Origin of the sequence: Natrialba aegyptia DSM 13077 (assembly GCF_000337535.1) — an archaeon.
Classification (GTDB): domain Archaea; phylum Halobacteriota; class Halobacteria; order Halobacteriales; family Natrialbaceae; genus Natrialba; species Natrialba aegyptia.
In genome coordinates, this window is sequence record NZ_AOIP01000065.1 from 93324 (window position 1) to 116164 (window position 22841).

General features: G+C 61.9%; 17 protein-coding genes and 1 pseudogene. 7 read left to right on the plus strand and 11 right to left on the minus strand.

Annotation, left to right across the window (positions count from 1 at the left end; all coding sequences use genetic code 11):
- Positions 1-280: 280 nt before the first annotated feature.
- Positions 281-619, plus strand: a complete 339-nt coding sequence (locus C480_RS21645) for a hypothetical protein (RefSeq protein WP_006667804.1) — start codon at positions 281-283, stop codon at positions 617-619.
- A gap of 278 nt (positions 620-897) precedes the next feature.
- Positions 898-1359 carry a YqaA family protein gene (locus tag C480_RS21650; RefSeq protein WP_006667805.1) on the plus strand — a complete coding sequence of 154 codons (462 nt, stop codon included), beginning with the start codon at positions 898-900 and terminating at the stop codon, positions 1357-1359.
- Positions 1360-1420: 61 nt separating this feature from the next.
- Here the strand turns inward: C480_RS21650 and C480_RS21655 are convergent, their stop codons facing one another.
- From C480_RS21655 to C480_RS21685, 7 genes and pseudogenes are all read right to left on the minus strand, one after another.
- Positions 1421-2221, minus strand: a complete 801-nt coding sequence (locus tag C480_RS21655) for a 2-oxo acid dehydrogenase subunit E2 (RefSeq protein ID WP_006667806.1) — start codon at positions 2219-2221, stop codon at positions 1421-1423.
- A 35-nt stretch (positions 2222-2256) separates the two neighbouring features.
- Complete coding sequence (locus C480_RS21660) at positions 2257-2520, minus strand: lipoyl domain-containing protein (RefSeq protein ID WP_006667807.1); 264 nt, start codon at positions 2518-2520, stop codon at positions 2257-2259.
- Positions 2517-3551, minus strand: coding sequence for an alpha-ketoacid dehydrogenase subunit beta (locus C480_RS21665; RefSeq protein ID WP_006667808.1), 1035 nt, complete (start codon positions 3549-3551; stop codon positions 2517-2519). The genes C480_RS21660 and C480_RS21665 overlap by 4 nt, the downstream gene beginning before the upstream one ends.
- The gene (locus C480_RS21670; protein ID WP_006667809.1) at positions 3551-4564 is read right to left on the minus strand and encodes a thiamine pyrophosphate-dependent dehydrogenase E1 component subunit alpha; all 1014 of its coding nucleotides are present in this window, start codon (positions 4562-4564) and stop codon (positions 3551-3553) included. Before C480_RS21670 ends, C480_RS21665 begins: the two co-directional genes overlap by 1 nt.
- Positions 4565-4867: 303 nt before the next feature.
- Positions 4868-5737 carry a universal stress protein gene (locus C480_RS21675; protein ID WP_006667810.1) on the minus strand — a complete coding sequence of 290 codons (870 nt, stop codon included), beginning with the start codon at positions 5735-5737 and terminating at the stop codon, positions 4868-4870.
- A gap of 59 nt (positions 5738-5796) precedes the next feature.
- Positions 5797-6950: pseudogene (locus C480_RS21680) on the minus strand (MBL fold metallo-hydrolase).
- Positions 6951-7061: 111 nt separating this feature from the next.
- The gene (locus C480_RS21685; RefSeq protein ID WP_006667811.1) at positions 7062-9497 is read right to left on the minus strand and encodes a heavy metal translocating P-type ATPase; all 2436 of its coding nucleotides are present in this window, start codon (positions 9495-9497) and stop codon (positions 7062-7064) included.
- Between the two features lie 235 nt (positions 9498-9732).
- Here C480_RS21685 and C480_RS21690 point away from each other — a divergent pair, with 235 nt between their 5' ends.
- Together C480_RS21690 and C480_RS21695 are read left to right on the plus strand one after the other, a co-directional pair.
- Positions 9733-10329 (plus strand): TetR/AcrR family transcriptional regulator, encoded by a 597-nt coding sequence (locus C480_RS21690; RefSeq protein WP_006667812.1) that lies wholly within the window; start codon positions 9733-9735, stop codon positions 10327-10329.
- The gene (locus tag C480_RS21695; protein WP_006667813.1) at positions 10329-11825 is read left to right on the plus strand and encodes an MATE family efflux transporter; all 1497 of its coding nucleotides are present in this window, start codon (positions 10329-10331) and stop codon (positions 11823-11825) included. Before C480_RS21690 ends, C480_RS21695 begins: the two co-directional genes overlap by 1 nt.
- A 277-nt stretch (positions 11826-12102) precedes the next feature.
- Here C480_RS21695 and C480_RS21700 read toward each other — a convergent pair whose 3' ends face one another.
- From C480_RS21700 to C480_RS21715, 4 genes are all read right to left on the minus strand, one after another.
- Positions 12103-14031: a hypothetical protein gene (locus C480_RS21700; protein ID WP_006667814.1), complete on the minus strand. Its 1929-nt coding sequence runs from the start codon at positions 14029-14031 to the stop codon at positions 12103-12105.
- An 85-nt stretch (positions 14032-14116) separates the two neighbouring features.
- Positions 14117-14479, minus strand: coding sequence for a hypothetical protein (locus C480_RS21705; protein ID WP_006667815.1), 363 nt, complete (start codon positions 14477-14479; stop codon positions 14117-14119).
- Between the two features lie 111 nt (positions 14480-14590).
- Complete coding sequence (locus tag C480_RS21710; RefSeq protein WP_006667816.1) at positions 14591-16789, minus strand: pectate lyase family protein; 2199 nt, start codon at positions 16787-16789, stop codon at positions 14591-14593.
- A 134-nt stretch (positions 16790-16923) separates the two neighbouring features.
- Positions 16924-17697, minus strand: coding sequence for an IclR family transcriptional regulator (locus C480_RS21715; RefSeq protein WP_006667817.1), 774 nt, complete (start codon positions 17695-17697; stop codon positions 16924-16926).
- 847 nt (positions 17698-18544) lie between these two features.
- On the opposite strand from C480_RS21715, the gene C480_RS21725 reads away from it, so the two are divergent.
- The 3 genes from C480_RS21725 (at position 18545) to C480_RS21735 (ending at position 22839) form a co-directional block, all read left to right on the plus strand.
- Positions 18545-19984, plus strand: a complete 1440-nt coding sequence (locus tag C480_RS21725; protein WP_006667819.1) for a family 4 glycosyl hydrolase — start codon at positions 18545-18547, stop codon at positions 19982-19984.
- 74 nt (positions 19985-20058) lie between these two features.
- Positions 20059-21627: a glycoside hydrolase family 28 protein gene (locus C480_RS21730; RefSeq protein ID WP_049904199.1), complete on the plus strand. Its 1569-nt coding sequence runs from the start codon at positions 20059-20061 to the stop codon at positions 21625-21627.
- 144 nt (positions 21628-21771) lie between these two features.
- The gene (locus tag C480_RS21735; protein ID WP_006667821.1) at positions 21772-22839 is read left to right on the plus strand and encodes a Gfo/Idh/MocA family protein; all 1068 of its coding nucleotides are present in this window, start codon (positions 21772-21774) and stop codon (positions 22837-22839) included.
- The last annotated feature ends 2 nt before the right edge of the window (positions 22840-22841 follow it).

Below are 22841 nucleotides of genomic sequence, written 5' to 3' on the forward strand. Positions count from 1 at the left end.
CAAGAGGCCATAGTAGCTGGTTTCTGCCGCCCATCTTTCCTCTTCTCAACGAACTAACTCCACGGTTATCGGGGAACAACGACCGGTACCGCTGTGGGCACGAGTTCGGCTCTGGCGAGCACTCGCGTAGAGAGCGAGAGCCGGGTTCTGTCAGCGAGCCGCTGACTGCGGTCTCCTGCACTTCAGGTGGCCGCTGATATCGGCCCAGCGTGACTCGTTATATGGCCTGTCGAATTGCAGGTCAACGCATAGAACGGGTCCCGACTAGAGCAACGTACTCATGGCAACCGTTGAAACGGTCCTCTCGTCGATTTTCAGCACTATTCCCGAACTTCATTCGGGTCAACTCGGATTGCTCGCGGGTGTCCTCGTCGGCGTGCTCTATTGGCACGGGTACCGCCAGTCCTCGATTTGTCTCCTCACCCTGTTCTATTTGCTGGCGCTGGGTATCGTTCCCGCTTCGACGAGAGGGCTTACGGTGGTCCAGGCCAAGCCGTGGTACTTCTGTTCGCTGTTGATTATCAGCTCGATCGGCGCGATCATCGGACGTGCCGTCTGGACGCGGCTACCGTTCTCGAACCAGCCTCGGTCAATAGAGGTTGAACGACAGGATTTCTGACGCTACTGTCTGCGCTTGCTTACGGAGCCACCGTTCGTCTGGAAACTGGGATCAGCCCCGTAGAAGCCCGAGAGTACTGGTAGCAGTCTCGTTTTCGTGGAGGAAAAGTTGCGGTAGATCGACGAAGACGAGACGATATGCGGATACTCGCTAGATGAAAATGATCATAGTGATTGCTACTGAAGAATTTCGCAATGGCAGTATCCGTCCCATTGGTCCTCTTTCTTAGCGGTGGTGGTATCGAAGCATTCGTTGAATCGGTGACAGGCTGGCCAGGAATGGGGATTATCTTCATCTACTCGTTTCTCATCGCATTTGCCCTTCCAGGCCCCAGCGAGGTCGTTCTCGGCGTTCCACTTGATCTCGGTCTCCCCGCGTGGGGACAGCTCGGGAGTATTATGATCGTAAGTGCGACCGGAAAGGCTGCGGGAAGCGTTTTCGCGTTCCATATCGGACAGGAAGCCAAACAAGCCGGGCCGCTTATTCGGTGGTTACGCCGATCCAGGTGGAATATACTAGAGTGGTCAGAGAAACGCTCAGTACAGCTCGCACAGCAGTATGGGTATGCCGGGCTCGCGATTGCGCTGTCCGTTCCTTTCTTTCCCGATACGATATCGATATACGCGTTCGCCGCGCTCGAAACGAATTACGTACGGTTTGCTATCGCGACGTTTCTGGGAAGTCTCGGACGGCTGCTCGTCACGGCCGGCATTATTGGATGGCTCATCACAATTTTTTAAGGTACTCCCCTCACCTCGGGTCGTCCCAAGCATCGTTCGAAGGAATACGATCACCCGATGATCAGCCCGCAGGCACGAATCGATCCGAGTTTTCCACGTGCTCCGCAAACGTCTCGAGAAATCGAGCTGCGTCTGCACCGTCGACGAGCCGGTGATCGAAACTCAGGTCGACGGGCAACTGGTTGCGGAACACGACGCCGTCAGACCCACGCTGTGCGCGCTCGCGGATCCGGTTGACGCCGAGAATCGCAATCTCCGGCGGATTACTGATCGGCGTGAGCGAGTCGACGCCAAAGACGCCGAGATTCGAGACGGTGAACGTGCCACCGCGAAGGTCACGCATCGAGTACTCGCCTTCCTGAACTCGTTCGGTCAGTCGTCGCCGTTCCGTTGCGAGTTCAGCGAGGGATTTCGAATCGAGATGGCGGAGGACGGGGGTCACTAATCCCGCCTCGATATCGATGGCGATACCGATATTGTGCTCCTCGTACAGGACGTGCGTCTCGTCTTCGAACGTCGCGTTAACGGCCGGGTGTTCGCCAAGGGTCGCAGAAACTGCGCGGAGTACGAGGTCGAACACGGAGATGTCCGCATCGAGGGTCGTCGCTGCACTCTCGGTCGCCTGCAGAAGTGTCTCGGCATCTATCTCCCGGCTTATAGTCACATGAACCGCGTTCCGAGAACTCTCCTGGAAATGGTCCGCAATCGTCTGTCGCATTCGAGACAGTGACCGCTCCTCGGAGACCGTCCGGCCGAGATCGGATTCGCTGGCATTCGTCGCTGGTGCGTTATTAGTCCGGTCTGAATCTGGGTCCGGGTCGGTGTCGGTATCGGTGTCAGTGGCTGGACCAGTGTCAGTCATACTCACTGGAAACGGGCTCTAGACGAGCGACGGAACTACTCACGGCGAACCCAGGCGATCGTCTCGCCCTTTTCGAACTCGTCGTCTTCGTCGAGGGCGATTTCGTCGAGGATGCCGGACGCCGGTGCCGGCACGTCGACGCTCACCTTTTCGACCTGGAATTCACAGAGGGGGTCGCCCTCGTCGACGCGGGTCCCCTCGCTTGTGAACCAGTTGACGACGACGCCCTCGTTCTCGTCGGTATCCGCGGGCCAGACGTCGGCCGTCTCGACGGCGACGCGGGGAGCGTTCGAACTCATTCGTCCGATCGAACGCGTCGAATCGCCGCTTTGATATCGTCGGTATCCGGAATGACCTCGTCCTCCATCGGGCGCGCGTAGGGTATCGGGACGTCCGGAAGTGCAACCCGTTCGACGGCGTCGAGAGCGGCGAGTTCAGCTTCAGCCACCCCTGCGATGATTTCGCCGGTGAGACCGTACGAACGGTAATCTTCGTCGACGACGACGAGTCGTCCGGTCTTCGCTACCGATTCGCGGATCGTTTCGATATCGAGCGGAACCAGCGTCCGAAGATCGATGACTTCGGTATCGATCCCGTCATCGGCAAGCGAGTCGGCGGCCGCAAGCGCACGGTGGACGTGCAATCCGAGTGTGACGACGGTCGCGTCAGCACCCTCGCGTTTGATGTCGGCACGGCCGAACGGGATCGTGTACGCTTCCTCGGGAACGCCCGTTTTCGGGCCGTCCGGTGCGGGAAGCCACCCGATACCCATCAACCGCTTGTGAAACAGGTAGACGACCGGATCGTCGTCACGGATCGCAGTGTGTAGCAGTCCCTTTGCATCGTAGGCCGTCGACGGGACCACAACCTTCATTCCCGGCAGGTGAGCGAACGTTCCGTAGAGCGTCTGGGAGTGCTGTGCAGCGTCGTTGTACGTCCCGCCGACGGCGGCCGTGAGGACCATCGGAACGGAGAGGGTCCCACCGCTCATGTAGGTGTTCTTCGCCATTTGGTTGTAGATCTGGTCCATGCCGACGCCGAAGAAGTCGACGAACATGAGTTCGGCAATCGGCCGCATCCCCTTCTGTGCAGCACCGACCGCAGCACCGATGTACGCCGTCTCGCTGATGGGCACGTCCATGATGCGGTCGCGGCCGAACTCGTCGAGAAGTCCCTCGGTGCTATCGAAGATGCCGCCGTAGTCCGCGACGTCCTCGCCCATGTAGAAGACGGCATCGTCCTCGCGCATTTCGTGGGCGATCGCTTCGACCATCGCCCGGCTCATCGTCAGCGAGCGATCCGTCTGTCGGTGCTCCTCTTGCTGCGCCATCAGTCCTCACCTCCCGTGTCCGCGACGGACGGAGCGCGTTCCGGGTCCTCGGACGGTGGCGACGAGAACACGTCCTCGTAGGCCGCCGATGGCTCGGGTTCGGGCTGTTCTTTCGCCCACTCGATGGCGTCGTCGACGCGCTCGCGGGCGCGAGAGCGGAGTTCATCGAGCGTCTCGTCATCGATATCGTTGGCTCGCAGTTTCGTTTCGAGACGTTCGATCGAGTCTCGCCGGGTAGCCGCATCCCTGTCCGCATCCGGGCGGTACCCTTCTGCGTCACCCATGAAGTGACCCATGCGCCGATGGACCTGGACCTCGAGTAGCGACGGGCCATTCCCGTCGCGAGCGCGTCCGATAGCGTCAGTAGCGGCGTCAGAGATTGCGATCACGTCGTCGGCGTCGACGCGAGTTCCTGGAAGATCGAATCCGGCGGCCCGTTGCGCCCCGTTCGTGACATCGGTGACGCGTTCTTTCGGCATACTGATCGCCCAGTCGTTGTCCTCGATGACGAACACGACGGGCAGGTTCTGGACGCTCGCCAGGTTGAGCGATTCCAGAAACGCGCCCTGGTCGATCGCACCCTCGCCGAGGAACGCGACTGCGACGCTGTCGGTGTTCCGTTTTTTCGCGGCCAATCCGGCACCGACCGCCGGCGGACAGCCCTCGGCGATGATCCCGCTACACGCGAAGTTGACGTCGGGGTCGAAGAGGTGCATGTGGCCACCTTTGCCGCCGCTGAGACCGGTCTCTCGCCCGAATATTTCGGCGGTCATCGCTTTCAAATCGACGCCCTTTGCAATCGCGATGTGATGCGGGCGATGGGGTGCTGTAACCGTATCCTCGGCTCGCAAGTGATGACAGACGCCAACGCCGGATGCCTCGTGACCTGCCGCGAGATGCAGTTCACCCGGAATCGGACCAGCGGAAATATCGAAGGCGGGCTGTTTTCCCTCGAGATACTCCTCCTGCAGCCGTTCTTCGTAGTGACGCGCCATCACCATCGTTTCGTACATATCTTGTAATTCGGTAACACCCAACATAGTCCCGCTACAACTGAGGACGTGATTCGCCAAATAGCTATGCCAAGTAGTCGTTCAAATTCACAAAACGGATTCTCTACAGCAGCAGGACCTTCCCCAGCAATTCCGATACTCGATTCGACTGAGAGGCAGAACTCGAAAGTTGACACGGAGGACGGAAACGATAGTACCACAGAGACGGGGATCTGAACGAGTTCAGAACGCTGGCAGGGCGCTGAGAGGAGCGGCCGCTGGTGTCCGAGCCGTCGCAATTCGACGCTCCCGGTAGGGAGGCGGTCAGTCCGGGTTGGCGACAGTCATGACTGGCACTGGCGCAGAGCGGACTGTCTTTTCGGCGACGCTTCCGAGCAGTATTCGTTCAGTGCCGCGCTGTCCCGTCGTTCCCATGACGACGGCGTGGATAGCGGTCGACTCGATGGTGTCGAGAATCCCATCGATCGGCGTGCCGCGTTCGATGTGCGTGACGACGTTGGAAATGCCGCGTGCCTCCGCCTCCGACACGATGTCGTTGATCGCATCGGTTGCGGCCTGTTCGCTATCCAGCCCGGAGACTGTCGATCCAAGGCCCAGTTCAAGGAGCGTCTCATCGACGACGGACAGGACGTGGACGGTTGCATCGAGTGACTTCGCGAGCGAGAGCCCGTAGTTGGCGGCGTGCGCTGCGGCGGCGCTCCCGTCCGTCGGGATGAGGATAGTCTCGTAGGGGAACGTCAACTGCTCGTCGGGTTGCATCCGTATCGTGAGCACTGGAAGCGAAGCGAGACGAACGACCTTCTCGGAGACGCTCCCGGCCAGGTATCTCGAAATCCCGTCGCGGCCGTGGGTTGGCAGGACGATCAGGTCGTGCTCGTAGCGGTCGGCGTACTCGACGATCGTCTGCGCTGGATTTCCCTGGACGACATCGGTGTCGTACGGAACGCCGAGACTATCCAGGGTCTTCGCCGCTTCATCGACGATCTCGTCACCTTTCCGAACGAGTGCGTCGACGACCTGGCCGTCGACGACGGTGACGCTATCCCGGGTCGTGTCGGCAACGAACAACACGTGGAGCGTCGCATCGGCCCAGTGTGCGACCTCGGCGGCGTGATGGATCGCCTCTGCAGCCCCGTCGCTGCCATCGAACGGAAGGAGGATATCCTCGTACATGCTCACGAGTGGGGATACGGGACGGAATCTCTACAACCTTTGTATCAAAATCGATTCGACTAGTTGGCCGCGCAGTTATTCGGGCCGGGTTCGAGTTCAAACGCCGTCGCGTCATCGAGCGACTCCGCGCGGGGTTGGCGGCAATAATCGTCTCGTAGTTGGCCGGTCGCGGGGACAGATCCGCGGCGACGAACTCGATGAACTCGGCTTCGTCCATCGATAGTGCAGCCACCGTTTCCGTCAGTTCGCCGAGTGTCGCGGTGATCGTCCCATCGTCGGTCGGCGTCGCGGAATCGCTACCGTGTGCTGGGGCGACGATCGTTTCGGCCAGCCGTGTCAATACTGTCCGGGTCAGCGACTCGTACAAGGTCTGCGCTGCGTTTCTGGCCGCCGCAGGGTCTTCGAGGTCGGGGCGGGCAACGCTATCTGTGAAGAGTCCATCGCCGGTGAACAGCACATTCTCGACCTCGTATGGGGTCATTCCTGCCGTGTGCCCGGGCGCGTGAATGACATCGATGTCGACGGTGCCAACCGAGAGCGTGTCGCCGTTTGCGACGGTATCGAAGGCCACAGCGTAATCGACGCCGCGGGCTGCAGCAGCCTCAGGTACGACTGCCCTCGCCCCAGTCCGACCGGCGAGTTCACGAACGCCGGAGAGGTGATCCGCGTGGATGTGGGGTATCGAGCGCGTACGTCAGTTCGGCATCGAACGCCCGCACATCCCGCAGGTACTCGTCGGTAAACGCCCGTAGCGGATCGATAACCGCGGCTTCGCCGTCCGAAACGACGGGAGACGTCAGACAGCCGCGCGAGGGGGCGTCGATACTGTGCTATCGTTGCATTACTGTCGGTGTCGAGCATGGTGAACTCGTAGACGCGCGCCCAGCCTCGCATTCCGCGTTCGAGGTGGAACTATCATAGCCCACCTCTTGGAGGTGTTCAGCGACGAGTTCGCTGGAATCGCCTTTCACACAGACGCCCGTGATAGGCCGGTTGTCAGAGAGTTTCGCGTGGAGCGTGTCAGGAATGCCCTCCAGGAGTTGGAAGTAGGGGTAGTGGACGACTTCGACGGTGGGCCGTCGATGTGCCACGCGTCGAAATCCGACGCCGAGCGGACATCGAGGAGGAAGACGTCCTCGTCGCTGTCGATCCGCGCGTGCAGTTCTGTCGGCGTGATCGATTCGATCGCGTCGGTGACACCAGTAGCTGTCATCGTCGTCCCCCACTACAGACAGCACACAGATAAGATTTTGTATGGAATACCAAATATTGCACAATACTACTTAGTTCGGGATAGCGACGACAGCGGCGGGAGAGACGCGGATCAATCCGCCGGTTGCGGAGATCGGGAACTGGAAACGCCGGGAAGACTCGGGCGGTCCAGATCGGTACGTCGAAGGAACTGCGCGTTGATCGCGACGATGACCGTACTGAGCGACATGAGTAACGCGCCGACTGCAGGCGAGAGGAGGATGCCGATCGGGGCGAGGATACCCGCCGCGAGCGGGAGTGCGAACACGTTGTAGCCGGCGGCCCACACGAGGTTCTCCTGCATCTTTCGATAGCTTGCCTTGCTCAGTTTGACGAGGCGGACGACGTCCATCGGATTGTTCTGGACGAGGATAATGTCCGCTGACTGGACTGCCACGTCCGTCCCGGAGCCGATAGCGATGCCGATGTCAGCCCGCGTCAGCGCGGGCGCGTCGTTGACGCCGTCGCCGACCATCGCGACGGACCGTCCCTGTTCTTGAAGCGCGGTTATGTTCTCGTCTTTGTCCTCCGGCAGCACTTCGGCGAAAACCGTGTCGATACCGAGGTCGTCGGCCACCGCGGTGGCGACGTCCTCGCTGTCGCCGGTGAGCATCGCGACTTCGATACCGAGTTCGTGAAGCGCGTCGACGACCTGATAGCTCTCCTCGCGGACGACATCCGCGAGTGCGAACGCAGCGATCACTGTTGCTTCGGTGCCCGCGGCATCGCCGCTCGTTCGAGCCGCAGGTTCGCTGCGCTCATCCTCGCCGGTCGCCTGTTGTGTCGCGTTCGGTCGGTCCGAGGAACGACTGGGAGTGCCCTCGCGCACGAGATAGACCACGGTCTGTGCGTTATCGCCGGCGCGTTCCGCGAACGCAGTTAACTCGGACGGCGCTTCGACATCGAGTGCAGAGAGAAGGTTGGGACCGCCGACAGAGACCGTGTCACTGCCGACGGTTGCCCGCACGCCGCGGCCTTTGAGCGCCTCGAAGTTCGTCGCCGTTTCCGCCGTGACGGCTCGTTCGTCGGCGGCCTCGCGGATCGCCTGAGCGATCATGTGTTCCGAATCGCTCTCGACGGCAGCAGCGAGCGCGAGGGCATCGTCTTCGGTGACGCTATCGACGGTTTCGATATCGACGACACCCTGTTCGCCCCTCGTGAGAGTACCCGTCTTGTCGAAGACGATCGTATCCAGACTGCGGGCTCGCTCCATGGCGACCCGATCTCGAATCAGCATGCCGTTTCGCGCGGCGAGTGACGTGTTGATCGCGACGACGAGGGGGATGGCGAGCCCGAGCGCGTGCGGACAGGCGATTACCAGGACGGTTACGACTCGTTCGATGACGACGGCGTCGAACGAGACGGCGACGGTCCACGCGATAGCAGTGACGATTGCCGCAGCCAGGGCGACGTAGAACAGCCATCCCGCTGCGCGGTCGGCGAGTTGCTGCGTTCGAGATTCGCTCTCCTGGGCCTCCTCGACCAGGCGCATGATCCCTGCAAGCGTCGTCTCGTCTCCCGTCGCGCTGATTCGAACGCGAAGACTGCCGTCGCCGTTTAACGTGCCGCCGATTACTTCGTCACCCGGTTCCTTCGATACCGGCTTCGATTCGCCGGTGATCATCGACTCGTTCACGTCGGAATCCCCCTCCTCGACGACGCCGTCGGCTGGCACGCTCGCTCCGGGTCGCACGAGAACGAGGTCGTCCGCAGACAGATCGCTCACGGGGACTTCCTCAGTATCGCCGTCGTCGGTGAGCCGTTCCGCCGTATCCGGCAGCAGTTTCGCCAGTTCGTCGAGCGCACTGGAGGCTTTGCGAACGGAGCGCATCTCGATCCAGTGACCGAGCAACATGATATCGATGAGCGTCACGAGTTCCCAGAAGAACGCCGATGTGGTGGGAAAGACGACGCTCGCGAGGCTGTAGACGAACGCGACGGTGATCGCCATCGAGATGAGCGTCATCATTCCCGGCGTTCGGTCCGCGAGTTCAGGGACGGCCATTCGAAGGAACGGCACCCCGCCGTAGGCGAAGACGATTACCGCGAAGACGGGGGTGAGCCACTGGCTTCCGGGGAACGCGGGGACAGAGAAGCCGAGCCACGCCTGTAGCGTCTCGCTGTAGAGCAACACCGGGATCGAGAGCAGCGTCGAGACGAAAAAGCGCCGCCGGAACAGCTGTTCGTGGCCCTCATGCATGCCGGAATCACCGCCGTGGTCACCGTGTTCGCCACGAGCATCGTGACCGCCACGGTCGCCGCCAGTTGATCGCCCGTCGTACTGCTCGTCGATCGTCCGGTGGCCCTCACTGGCGTCATCGGTCTCGGATTCGAGTATCGACTGTTCGACGCTCGATTCCTCGCGCTCGTCGGCAGGTACCGCGCGTTCGTCGGCCCGGTCGTGAGTGTCTCGCTCGTCGCGAGCGTCGCGAACTGCACGATCCGGGTCCGAATGAGGATCGGAGTCGATAGCACCACCGTCACCCGGTTGATCGCTGTGATCGTCCATACGACAGCCTCACCGGTACGGCTACGCGCTCGCAGGTGAAAGTTTCCGGCTTGCGCTGGCCACAGCGCGATCGAGTTCGCTGCAAGCGAGACGACGAGTGAACGACGGGGAAACGGGACGAACTCGTTTCCCCTGAGACACAGCCACGTGCCCTCGTCATGGGGTTACACGACATTGCGGTACCGGTTTCCGAACCCTTTTGACTGACCAGTTAGTAAGTCCTATACCAACCGACATGGATGACGATACAGCAAATGAGATACTAGATGGGACATATCGTGCCCTATGTAAACACGGTTATGCAGAGCTTACACTGCAGGATATCGCCGATGAGACGGACAAGAGTAAGGCGTCGATTCACTACTACTACGACACGAAAGAGGATCTCTTTACGGCCTTTCTGGAGTTCATGTACGGCCGCTACACCGACAAGGTAACGGGGGTCACCGGAGCGTCCCCGCAAGCGCGGTTGTTGTCGCTGCTCGATGTCTTGCTTGCAGACGGAGAAGACAGTCCGGATACGGAGTTTCGGACCGCGATGTTGGAGATACGAGCGCAAGGCCCGTACAACGACGGGATACGGGAACAACTCACCAAATTCGACGAGTTCCTGTACGAGGAATTGCACTCGATCATCGAAGCGGGAATCGAGCGCGAGGAGTTCAACGAGCACGTCGACCCCGATCTCGCGGCCGAGTTTCTGACGACGATGATCAGCGGCGCGCACACGCGCCGCGTCGCCGTCGACTACTCGATGGATCGACTCCACGAGACGGTGCGAGCGTACGTTGAGCAACACCTCTCGCCCGAACCCCTGGAGGTGTCTCACTGATGGGAGTCCGACAGTTCGTCAGCAAGTTCTTCAAGGGACCCGACGAGTTCAACCTCACCGAGGGCGGGATCGGCAAGCCGCTGTTCTACCTCTCCTTGCCGATCGTCATTCAGAACCTGTTCCAGGTCACGTACAACCTCGCGGACACGTTCTGGCTAGGGAGACATAGTACGGCGTCATTGTCGGCGATCACGTTCGCGTTCCCGATGGTCTTTCTGATGATCTCGCTCGCGCTCGGGCTCTCGGTTGCCGGCAGCGTCCTCGTTGCCCAACATATCGGTGCCGGAAACGACCGGAAAGCCGAGTACGCGGCCTCCCAGACGATGGCTTACGCTGCCGTGGCGTCCATCGTACTCGGTGCGATCGGGTTCATCTTCGTCGACGATTTCCTCGTGATCCTCGGGACGGGGCCCGAGATCTCGTCGCTGGTCGCAGACTACATGCGGGTCTACTCGGTCGGCCTCGTCGGGGTGTTCGGCTTCGCCGTGTTCATGGCGCTCATGCGCGGCTACGGCGACACGATTACCCCGATGTACGTGATGGGCGGCTCGGTCGTCCTCAACGTCGTACTCGATCCGGTGATGATCTTCGGCTTCCAGAACAATCCCCTGTTCGGGTACCTCGGGGCCACTGGCCTCGAAGCGTCGCTGTTCGAACTGACGGGTTATACTGGTACCGGAGTCGCGGGTGCCGCGATCGCGACGGTGTTCTCGCGGGCGCTCGCGTTCGTCGTCGGACTGGCGATCATGTTCCGCGGGAACCGCGGCGTCCGAATCCGGCTCGGACAGATGATTCCCGATCTCTCGTTCGGGCGGAAGGTCATCGACATCGGTCTGCCGGCGTCGATCGAGGGAACGGCCCGCTCGCTGTCGATCACCCTCCTGTTGTTCGTCCTAGCGATGTTCCCCGAAGAAATCAGCGCCGCCTACGGGATCGGGACGCGAATCTTCTCGGTCATCTTCTTGCCGGCGCTTGCGGTCTCCCAGGGGATCGAAACGATAACCGGACAGAACATCGGCGCGGAAAAACCCGATCGGGCCGCCGAGACGAACCACTTCGGTGCTCGTGCGATGCTCGCCGTGCTAACCGGTCTCGGAATCATCACCATCCTGGCTGCACGGCCGATTTCGTCCATCTTCACGGACAACCCGACGGTCGCCGCGGAGAGCGCATCGTTCCTCCGATATACCGCACTCACGTTCGGCTTTATCGGGGTCATGCGAGCCTACACGGGCGGCTTCCGCGGTGCCGGGAAGACGCTGTTTGCCGCAGTGATCTCCGTCGTAACGCTCGGACTAGTGCGATTGCCCGTCGCCTGGATCGGCGCGGAAGCGATCGGCGCGACCGGCCTCTGGATCGCGTTCCCGATCTCGAACGTCATCGGCGGCGTCATCGCGTATCTCTGGTTCAAGCGCGGCACCTGGCGGGAGACGTCGCTCACCGGGTCGGATATCGGCGCTGACGTTCCCGGCTCGGAGACGCCATCCGACGACTAGTACCAGTATTCGAACTGCTTTTCTTGACGAAGTCAGACAAGTAACGGAGCGGAGCATACAGATCGAAACCCGAATCGAGAATACAAATTGTCGTCTTCTCCCGGATACTATTTCTAAAAGGAACATAATTCGCGTTCGAATAGAATAATGCAAACCGATATTCGTCGGTCAAATTCGAGTTCAGTGATAGCAAGTTAGTATGCGTGAATCCAAACCAGATACTAAACTAGCATCTGACATCGATTCGAGTTCACTTCGACGATCGCATTACCGACGATCACTCAGCCCGAACTCGCGACCGACGTGACCCGGTCCATGGCAGCGCATAGGACGGTTCAGTGACGAACCGATCGAGTGACGCCGCGACCGTGAGCCGCGTTCCGCTCGGGATCGACACCCGAATGCACGTCGACTCAGGACGTACCCGTTCGTCGTCGAGTTCTATCGCCGTGAACTCGTGTTCGCCGTACGCGCCGGCCTGGACGATCACGTCGCGATCCCGTCCACCGACGTTGACCAGGGTCAGCCTCACGCCGTCCCGGGTCACGTCCTCAACCAGCGCGGCGACGCCGGGCGGCAGTCCCGGTCGCTCCCGTTCGGGGTCGAAGTGGCGAAGCTGCGCCATCACCAGTCCGCCGTAATAGACCGGCTGTGGGGCACCCATCGTCAACTGGAGCAGTCCGCGGTGAACGATCGGATTCCGGTCGCGGAGGTAATCTTCATCGACATCGTTCGGGACCCCGCCCTCCTCGCGCATGAGCGCGAGGCGCTCCTGGACGTGGGCGTGGCTCGCTTCCAGCCGCCGCTGGGGATAGTCCGGAAACTCCCCGTCGAGGTACGCCAACCAGGCGTACTCCTGGCCCGCACCGTGCTTGTTCGACGGCCGATAGTCGACCTGCGTCCAGTCCCGTGACCCCCAGTCGCGAAGTCGATCAACCCGCTCCCGATCCGCTTCCGACAGGGACAGATACCAGAGGTGAAAGACGTACGGATCATCCCGGTGCGGCTTGAACTCGTACCACCCGTCGCGCCACAGCACCGCCCCGTCGTCCTCGGTCAGAACGCCCGAGGCGTCGTAGTGGTAATCGCCGGGACCGCCGTACTTGTGCGGGACGTACAGCGTCGAGTGGACCGAATCCTCGGCGACCTCGATCCCGTTCTCGATCAACACGTCGAGTTGCGACCGCGGAAACGCCAGATGCTCCCGATCCCCGGTGAGCAACACGGCGTTCTCCGCGGCGACCGTCGGCCCGATACCGACGTAGTGCCACCCGCCCCACGACCAGCCGTAATAGCCGCCGTACCACGAGCCGTCGGTGTACTCCCCGATCTCGCCCGACCGGCCGACGTTGTCCGGAATGATGCCGCCGTTTTCGGCCGTTCGCTCGCGCCACGCCGCGAGATAATCGACGACCCACTCCCGATACCGGTCCTCGCCGGTGTGGAGGTAAGCGTTCGTCATCAGGCTCGTCACGTTGAGATTGAGCGGGATATCCCCCTTCGAACACCGCTCGTCGAGCACCTCGAACAGTCGCTCCTCGTTGTCGGGGTCGCACAGCTCGGCCGCCTCGTCGAACTCGAGATCACGCCACGGCAGGCCGTGACTCGACCAGCGGTACTCGGCCCCGTAGGGGTGGTGTTCGTACGCGGAAAAATCGCAGTGATCCGGCCCCATACTGCCGTTCATCGGCCCGCGGACGAGCCGCCGGTCGCCGTCGTAGTTCCCCGCGTCCGCCTCGTCGTCGGTATCGAAGTACAATCGGGCGAACCGTTCCGCGCGGTCGACGACAGCATCGTCAGTCGGCGCTGCAAGGCCCATGTTGTACGTAAAGAGATTCCCCTCGCCCAGGTGAAACCAGTCGCGACACTGCTCGAACTCGTCGACGACCATCGGATGACCGAACGGCGTTTCAGCGTTCCTTCCACGTCGAAGCGCACCCGCATAGACATCCCGGGCGTGTTCGAGGAATCGCTCGTCGCCGCCCAGCGCGTAGACGAGCGGCCAGTTGTAGAATCCCTCGATCACGTCGTCGAACCCATCGACGCCGGTGTAGCCCCTGGGTGGCCAGTACGGTTCGCCGTTCTCGTCGACGTACTCGTCGACGAAGCGGTCAACGGCGTCCGCCATCGTCTCGAACAGTTCCCGTTGCAAAAGCGCCCACTCGGGCGGCCGGCCGATCGAGTGCTGCGCCGCTAGCTCGAACATACCTCGTGTGGCGTCGTTCGGGATGATTAATATTTGGGTCGAGGAGAGAGGCGAGTCGCGGGAGTTCAGAAATTCGAGTCCGGCGCTACCCGTCTACGTTCCCCTTCGAATCCCAGATCTCGGTGATGAGATCGACGAACAACGCCGGTCGTTTCGGCTCCCCGTCCGGAGTCGTCTCGTCGAGCGGACAGTTTTCGAGGTTCGCGACGAACTCTTGGGTGTGGGTCATCTCACCGACGACCTCGCGAACGTCGAACGTGATCGTGTTGTCGCTGTCGGTCTGGAGCCACGCGGCGGCGCTTTGCTCTTCGGTGTACTCGAGCGTGTAGGTCTCGCCGATTCGATCGACGATGTACTCCATCGGACCGACTTCCAGGCGGTCTCCATCGTGGTCCAGGTAGAGCGTTTCGTCCTCGATCCGGGGTTCGTATCGCGGTTGGGCCGTCATTGTGTGATACGTTGGGACACGGTCGACGGTCGTATAAATGGTGTGCTCTCCGGCGCGAACTCGCGAGACTGTGAAGCTGCAAACCACACGATTGCAGGACGGCAAAGCGGGTCACCCGAGCTGGTAGAACAGCGGCAAGCGGGTCCCGAGTTCAGTGACGGCGGGCGTCTGCCATCGGCGGTCGGTTCTTCGGGGTCGAGTAGTGACTATTCGACGGCGCAGGCTTTCGCCCGAAGTCAGGCGCGTCCCGCTCTGGGGAACGGAGAGCGGACACGTCCGGACCGGGAGGTCGGGATAGCCGCCGACTTCCGACTGGCTGTCGATGTAGGTCCCGTCGCCGGCGTCGAGTTGTGCGAGGATACGCTCGTCGGTGGCGGTGCGGTCGGCCGGTCGCGCGCCGGCGTTGTCGCGGTTGTGATCGACGACGGCCGCCGACTCGAGGGGCTCGAGTGCAGCGGGCCAGAGCGGCCGGAAGTCGAGTTCGGTGATCCCGTCGCCGACGATGGGATTCGACGCGTCGTCGAGGACGGTATCGGCGACGACGGCGTGGCCGTCGCCGAAGACGACCGGTTGGGCAGCGACCGGGCGTCGGAAGACGTTGCCCTCGATGCATGCCGTCGTTTCGGGGTCCATCCAGATACCGTCGTTGTAGTGGTAGACGAGGTTATTCGCGACGACGGAGTGCGTTCCCTGTTTGAGTCGCGGATTCCGATCGTAGTTGTGCGCCCAGACGTTCCCGGCGAGCGTGACGGCGTCGGCGTCGTCGCCGATCAGCGAGCCGTAGCCGTGGTCGCCCTTGTGGTGGGTGGCGTCCTGAAGCGGTTCGGCGATCAGACAGTTCGAGACGGTCGTTTCGGCGGTGTCGTAGCCGACGGAGAGGTTCTCGTCGACCGCCCAGGTCGTCGTACAGTGGTCGATGACGTTGTTCTCGGTGCCGTCTTCGGTTCGAATGCCGTCCGGCTCCCAGTCGCTTTCGCTCGTTAGGTTGGCATCGCCCGGCCGAACGCGGAGGTGTTGGATCACGCAGTCGTTGGCATCGATCCAGAGGTCGCCCTTGATGAGCGTGATGCCCGGCGAGGGAGCCGTCTGGCCGGCGAGGTAGAGTTCGTCGGTGGCGACGGTGAGACGCTGTTGTTCGAGATCGATGACGCCGCTGGTTTCGAAGACGACCAGGCGAGGGCCGTCGACCTCAAGCGCGGCCGTCAGTTGGCGTCGCGTCGGCTCCGCGATCGGGATGACCGGCGTGTCGTCGTCGAGCCACGGTGCCGGGTCGGCGAATCCGTCGGCGAGATCGATCTGCGATGCGCTTTGCGGGCCGCGGCCGGGAGGGGTGACGTTCGAACGACTCGGCGTTCCGACCGTCGCGGACGAACCGACTGCCACGTCGCCATCGCTCGTTTCGACGACCGTTCGATACTCGTAGTAGCGCCTGCTCGTGAGCCCGTTGAGGTCCACGCTGAACGCGGTCGGCTCCTCGAGGGTCTGTCCCTGGGTCGCCGTCCAGGAATCGTTCGGGACGACCCGATACTCGACGTAGCACTCGGCCGAATCGGCACCGCCGAGATCCGTCAACTCGCCGCGGAGCGTCGCCGAGGTCGCTGTCACGTCCGTGGCATCGCCGGTCGTGACGAACGGGACACCGGTTTCGACGTCGACGCCGCCGGAGACAGCAACGTCGCCGATATCCTGATTCCTGGTCGGCGATACTCCCGTTAGATCGCGCAGTTCGGCGGTACAGCGCTCGCCGACGGAGTGGCTCGTGACCGGAATTCCGACGGACGCCTCGTCGCTTATTGCGACCTGCTCCGTATCGATGTCGGCGAGGAGCGTCCAGTCGTCCCCGTCGGACGACCCGTACGCTTCGAAGGTGTCGCCGCGCCTGCACAGTCGCAGCCACTCGGCCTCGAGACTGCCGCCGTCGACCTCGCTCTCGTCCTCGCCGCCGGAGGTCGTACTCACCGTCTCGGCTCCGGACTCGGGACGCCACTGCAGTGATACCGCCCCGTTCGGCGTCCGGCGAAGCATCACGTTCGCCGCGTCGGGAGCCAGCGACTCCCGAATCATGATTCCGGTCTTCGAGTTCGGATCGGTGTGTTCCAGCGCGGTATTGCGCACTCGAACGTCGATGTCCCCGCTGAACTCGTCGTGGGAGTAGTGAAACGCGTCCTCCGTACTCCAGATGTCCGCGCCACCGCCGCGGATCGTGATGAGGGTCGCTGCAGCAACCGTGTCGCTGAACAACGGTACTGTCGCGAGGCCGAGACTCCCTGCACCGACCGTCTGCAGAAACGTCCGTCTATCGTGTATCATTATCCTACATTAACCAGGAAATCAAGTCGGAAACTGGTAAATATTTCTTCAACTAATGTACAGGTATCCGAGAGGAGGTGGGTGCAGCGACAACAATGGGAACTGGCCGGAGAGACGCCGAACGGCGGCTGTCGTCAGGAGAATTTCGTATTGAGTTCGATCACGTTGGCGGTTCGTTGCACGCTTTCGGCGAGTTCACCGTGGAGGACCTCGTCAGTGCTGCGACTCACTGGACCGGAGACGCTGACGGCGCCGAGGACCGTGTTCTCGTTTTTAACGGGAGCGGCGACACACCGGAGCCCCTCGATGTTTTCCTCGTCGTCGATCGCGTACCTCTGGTCGGTGATGACATCGAGTTCATCAGCGAAGCGCTCGGGGTCGGTGATCGTTTTCGGCGTTTTCGGGGCGAACGAGACGTGGTCGAGGATCTCTCGGCGTCGGTCAGCCGGGAGGAAGGCAAGGATAGCCTTCCCGAGCGATGTAGAATACATCGGCTGTTTGCCGCCGGGGCGCGAGACCGTTTCGACGGCCTGCGTACCCATCGCCTTGTAGAGGTAGGCCACTTTGCCGTGTTCTTCGAGCCCGAAGTGGGCGATTTCGCCCGTTTCGGACGCCAGTTTATCGACTTCGTCGACGATGACCTCGTAGTTTGCGACCTGCTCTCGAACGTCGTTTGCCATATCGAGGAGTTGCAGACTGAGTCGGTAGCCATCGTCCTGTCGAACGATGATCTCCTGGCTTTCGAGGGTTCGAAGGTGGCTGTGGATGGTGCTTTTGGAGTGACCGAGCTCGTCGGCCAGTTCGGTAACGCTCGTCGCCTCGTTCGCACGGATGGCGTCGAGAATCGTAAATGCGATTTCGACCGACCGAATGCGCCGTCCCGTGCGTTTATTGGGGGTGCTTGCCATACAAAGTGGTATCATAGTTCAGCATTATAAGTCTGTTCCCCAGAAGGGAACTGAAACGGGTCGTCTGGAGCGATCGATCCGACACTGACTACTCGCCGGGTGCGATCGTCCGCTCCTGTTAGCGGACCGCCCGTCAGCGGGTCGGCACCCACCAGGTCGTCCGACACAGTATTGCTGAACCGGTCGTCATTCCCGTCTCGCGAACGGAGGTTGCCACCGAGAAAACGGAGNGGGTCGGCACCCACCAGGTCGTCCGACACAGTATTGCTGAACCGGTCGTCATTCCCGTCTCGCGAACGGAGGTTGCCACCGAGAAAACGGAGTATTCAGCGCGTAGAAGCGCAATTATGCTACTATTCGGCACTACTGAGTGACGGGCGGCCGAGACCATTTACAATTATACGATTGTAATGTTCCCACAAATTCATTACAACAGTACGCTTGTCAATATTCGGCGAGCGGGAACTCACTGAACTCGGGGAGAGAAACGAGAGAGGTACTCGGTGGTAATAGCCGGAACAGACCAGCACGAGAGATTTCATCCGGACGAACGAGTACCGACCGCTGGACTGGGAACCAAGTGTAGTGAACGCAAGAGCAGCGGAGCTGATCGACACCGTTCAGCAACACGTCGACACGGTTCTTGTGGTCGGTCGTGATCAATACGGCGACACGGAGACGCCGCTTTTCGCCGACGTGGTCGATCCGGAGTCCGACGTTGCAGTCGCTGCCGATGCGCGTGATGTCGGCAGGGGAACGCGGCTTGCAAACGCCGCTGTCCAGCAGGAGAGCCGGCAGTTTCGACCCCGAACACCAACGCTTTTTGCGTTCCACTCGGGTGAGACGTATGCATCACCTCGGCAGACGGTCGAGCGACGCAATTCCAGAGATCCGAATCGGCTACATCGGCGGCGGCAGCCAGGGCTGGGCGCACACTCTCATCAACGACCTCGCGCAGTGTACGGAGATTGCCGGCACCGTTGCGCTGTACGATGTCGACTACGAGGCCGCCAGAAAGAACGCCGAACTCGGAACGCAGGTAACGGATCGCGCGGACGCCGACGGGGACTGGACGTTCGACGCGGTTCGGGACCTGTCCGCCGCGCTCTCGGGTGCTGACATCGTCATCTGCTCGATTCAGGACCCGCCGGCGGAGACGTTCGTCCACGACATCGATCTGCCCAAGCAGTACGGCATCCACCAGCCGGTCGCCGATACCGTCGGCCCCGGCGGCATCCTGCGCTCGATGCGGGCGATTCCCCAGTACCGAGAAATCGCGGCGACGGTCCGCGAACAGTGCCCCGACGCGTGGGTGCTCAACTACACGAACCCGATGACTGTCTGCACCCGCACCCTCTACGAAGAGTTCCCCGAGATCAAGGCCATCGGCCTCTGTCACGAAGTCTTCCAAACGCAGGAGTTGTTCGCCGACCTCGCGACGACGCATCTCGACGGCGTCGACGCCGTCGATTCGGACGAGATTCACGTCACCGTCAAAGGAATCAATCACTTCGCGTGGATCGACGAGGCGCGCTGGCGCGGCCGCGACCTCTATCGGTTCCTCGACGCCGAACTCGCGGCCCGAAAACCGCTGGCCGACTTCGATCCCGGTTCGATGACCGACGCATCCTACTGGGTCAACAACTACCGCGTCGCGTTCGACCTCTACGACCGGTTCGGCTGCTTCCCCGCGGCCGGCGACCGCCACCTCGTCGAGTTCGTCCCGTGGTATCTCGAACTCGACGATCCCGAAGCCCTCCACCGGTGGGGAATCCGATTGACGCCGAGCGAAGCGCGGCTGCCGGCCGATGGACCGACGCCGACGGAGCGGTATCTCTCGGGGGCGGAGACGTTCGAGTTCACCGAATCCGGCGAGGAAGCCGTCGACATCATCCGGGCGTTGCTCGGGCTCGAACCGCTGGAAACACACTTGAACTATCCCAACCGAGGGCAGGTCGCTAACCTCCCGAACGGTGCCGTCGTCGAGACGAACGCGTTGCTCACCGGCGACGCCGTCACGCCGCTGACTGCGGGCTCGCTTCCCCGGCCGATTCGGTCGCTCGTCCTCACGCACGTCCACAATCAGGAAACGCTCGTCGAGGCCGGCTTCGACGGCGACCTCGACCGGGCGTTCCGGGTCTTCCTCTCGGACCCCTTCGTAACTCTCGATCGGGGAGCAGCCGAATCGCTGTTCGCTGAACTCGTCGAGCGCGAACGACCGTATCTCGACGCATGGGACGGAGAGAACGCGACGATTCTCGAGACTGGACCCGATCGGCGTCTGTAAGGGAAGCGATGAAACCTCGGTCACGAATCGCCGACGACGCAACGTTTATTTTCGTACTGCGAAATAGGCAGACGATGGCAGTCCCTGACACGGGTCGATACGACATCCGCGAGTTCGGCGCACAGAGTGGGTCCGACGATTCCAATACCGAGGCGATTCAGACGGCGCTCGATGAGTGTGCCGGAACCGGTGGAACGGTGTCCGTTCCACCGGGAACGTACGTGACGGGCCCGCTTCGCGTTGGTGATCGGACGACGCTACAGCTGGAGGCTGGAGCGACGCTGCGATTCGTCGGCGACTACGAGGCGTTCCCGACGGTAAAGAGTCGCTGGGAGGGGTGGGATCAGGTCGGCTTCCACCCGTGCCTGCTGGTCGATGGAGCCGACACCGTTTCGATTACCGGTCGGGGAACGATCGACGGGAACGGCGAGTACTGGTGGCAGTTCTACGGCGAACCGGAATCGACGCTTCCCGACGGACTGCAGGACCGACTGGCCGAGTTCGAGGCGCAAAACGACAAGCAAGATGACGTGAGCAGTTTCACGCACCGGCCGCCGCTGCTCCAGGTTTTCGACGCAGAGAACGTCACCGTCTCGGGCGTGACGCTACGGAACTCGCCGTTCTGGAACACGCACGTCGTCTACTCGGAGAACGTGACGATCACCGACGTGAACATCGAAAACCCGGCCGACGCGCCGAACGGCGACGGGATCGACATCGACTCCTCGCGGTACGTCCGGATCAGCGATGCGTACATCAACGCGGGCGACGACGCGATCTGCATCAAATCCGGGAAGGACGCGGAGGGGCGTGAGGTCGGCGAACCGGCCTCGCAGATCACGGTCACGAACTGCACCGTCGAGGCCGGTCACGGCGGCGTCGTCATCGGCAGCGAGATGTCCGGCGACGTCCGGGACGTGACGGTGACGAACTGCACGTTCACCGACACCGACCGCGGGATCCGGATCAAGACCCAGCGAGGCCGCGGTGGCGTCGTCGAGGACCTGCGATTCGACCAGATCGTCATGCGCCGCATCGCGTGTCCGTTCGTCATCAACGGCTACTATTTCACCCCGTTGGACAGCGATCCCGAACCGATCGACGAGGGGACGCCGCTGGTCCGCAACGTCTCGTTCAGCAATATTACCGCCCGCAACGTCGAGACCGCCGGCTTCTTCGCCGGACTCCCCGAGCGGTACTTCGAGGGCATCTCGTTTCGCGACGTGCGGATCGACGCAACCAGATCGCTCGATGCGACGGACCTCGATCCCGCGATGGCCGACGGATACGAGCAGACCCACGGCCTGTTCTGCAAGTCCATCACCGACATCTCGTTTCGGAACGTCGAACTCCGAACGCCCGACAGCCCTGCACTGCGCGTCGAAGAAACCGACGACGTAACCATCGACGGACTCGATGTGCAACGCTCCGCGGACTCATCCGCCTCATCCGACGAACCCGCTCTCTCACTTTCGAACGCCGAGCACACCCGCGTGAGCGGCTGTATCGCGCCGTCGGACGGACAGTTCCTGCGCGCGAGCGGTCCGAAGACCGACACGATTTCGCTGGCGGGCAACCACGGTTCGCTGGCCGACTCGATCGAAATCGACGATGGGAGCGATGTGCGGCTCGATCTGGACTGAGCGCTGAGCGCTCCCCTAGTCCGGCATCACCGGTCACCGCGATCACCGACCACGACGAACCGGCTGCAGGACTGCAGGGCAAGACCGCGCCACGAGAGACGGCAAACACCCACCGAACAAAACAATTATACGCTATTTACCTGTATGCGTGACTACGACATGGTTGACCCATCCGAATCGCCGCTTCGCGTCGGACTCGTCGGACTCGGCAGCCTCGGCGTCCGACTCGGCCGGCAGTTCGAAACCGCCCCGAACGCCGAACTGGTCGCCTTGGCCGACATCAACGAACCGAACCTCGCCGATGCGGGCCGCGAACTAGACGTTCCGCAGTCGGCCCAATACGCGGACTACGAAACGATGCTCAACGAGGCCACCCTCGATGCGGCGGCAATCGCCACCCCGAACGGCCTGCACTACGAACAGATCCTGGCCGCGCTCGACCGCGACCTGCACGTCCTCTGTGAAAAGCCGCTGGCGACGGCCGTCGACGACGCGGCTGAACTCTATCAACGCGAGCAGGAGACCGATCGAGTGGTGATGCTCGGCTACCAGCGTCACCTGAACCCCGCGTTCATCATGGCCCGCGAACGGTTGGCGACGGGCGACAACGACCCGACATCGATCACGGCCGAGATCACCCACGACTGGCGCTCGTACTACGAGACCATGGACGACTGGCGAATGGACCCCGAACTGAGCGGCGGCGGTCACCTCCTGAACGTCGGCTCACACGTTCTCGACGCTATTCTCTGGGTAACCGGCCTCACACCGACCAGCGTCGACGCCACCGTAGAGTTCCACGACGACGACCAGTACTTCGACACGCAGTCGTCGATCACCATCGAGTTCGCAAACGGCGCGCTCGCCACCGTCTCGGACACGGGGATCGTCGCGTGCACCCGGGAACACATCCACATCTGGGACGACGACGGCGCGGTGTATCTCGAGGGCCGCGAGTGGGACGAACGCACCGGTTACACGATCGATGCGGAGGGAACGGAGCACGATCCGTATCTCGACTACCACGGTCGACGGACCAAGGCCGAAGCGTTCACCGAATCGGTGCTTGAAGGAACGGAACCGCCGATTTCGGTGCGGGACGCGTTTCGAACGTTGGTCGTGACGATGGCGGCGTACGAGTCCGGCCGCACCGGCGACCGCATCGAACTCGCCGATCGGTACGCGTTCGGAGACGACGCGCTGCTGGGCTAACA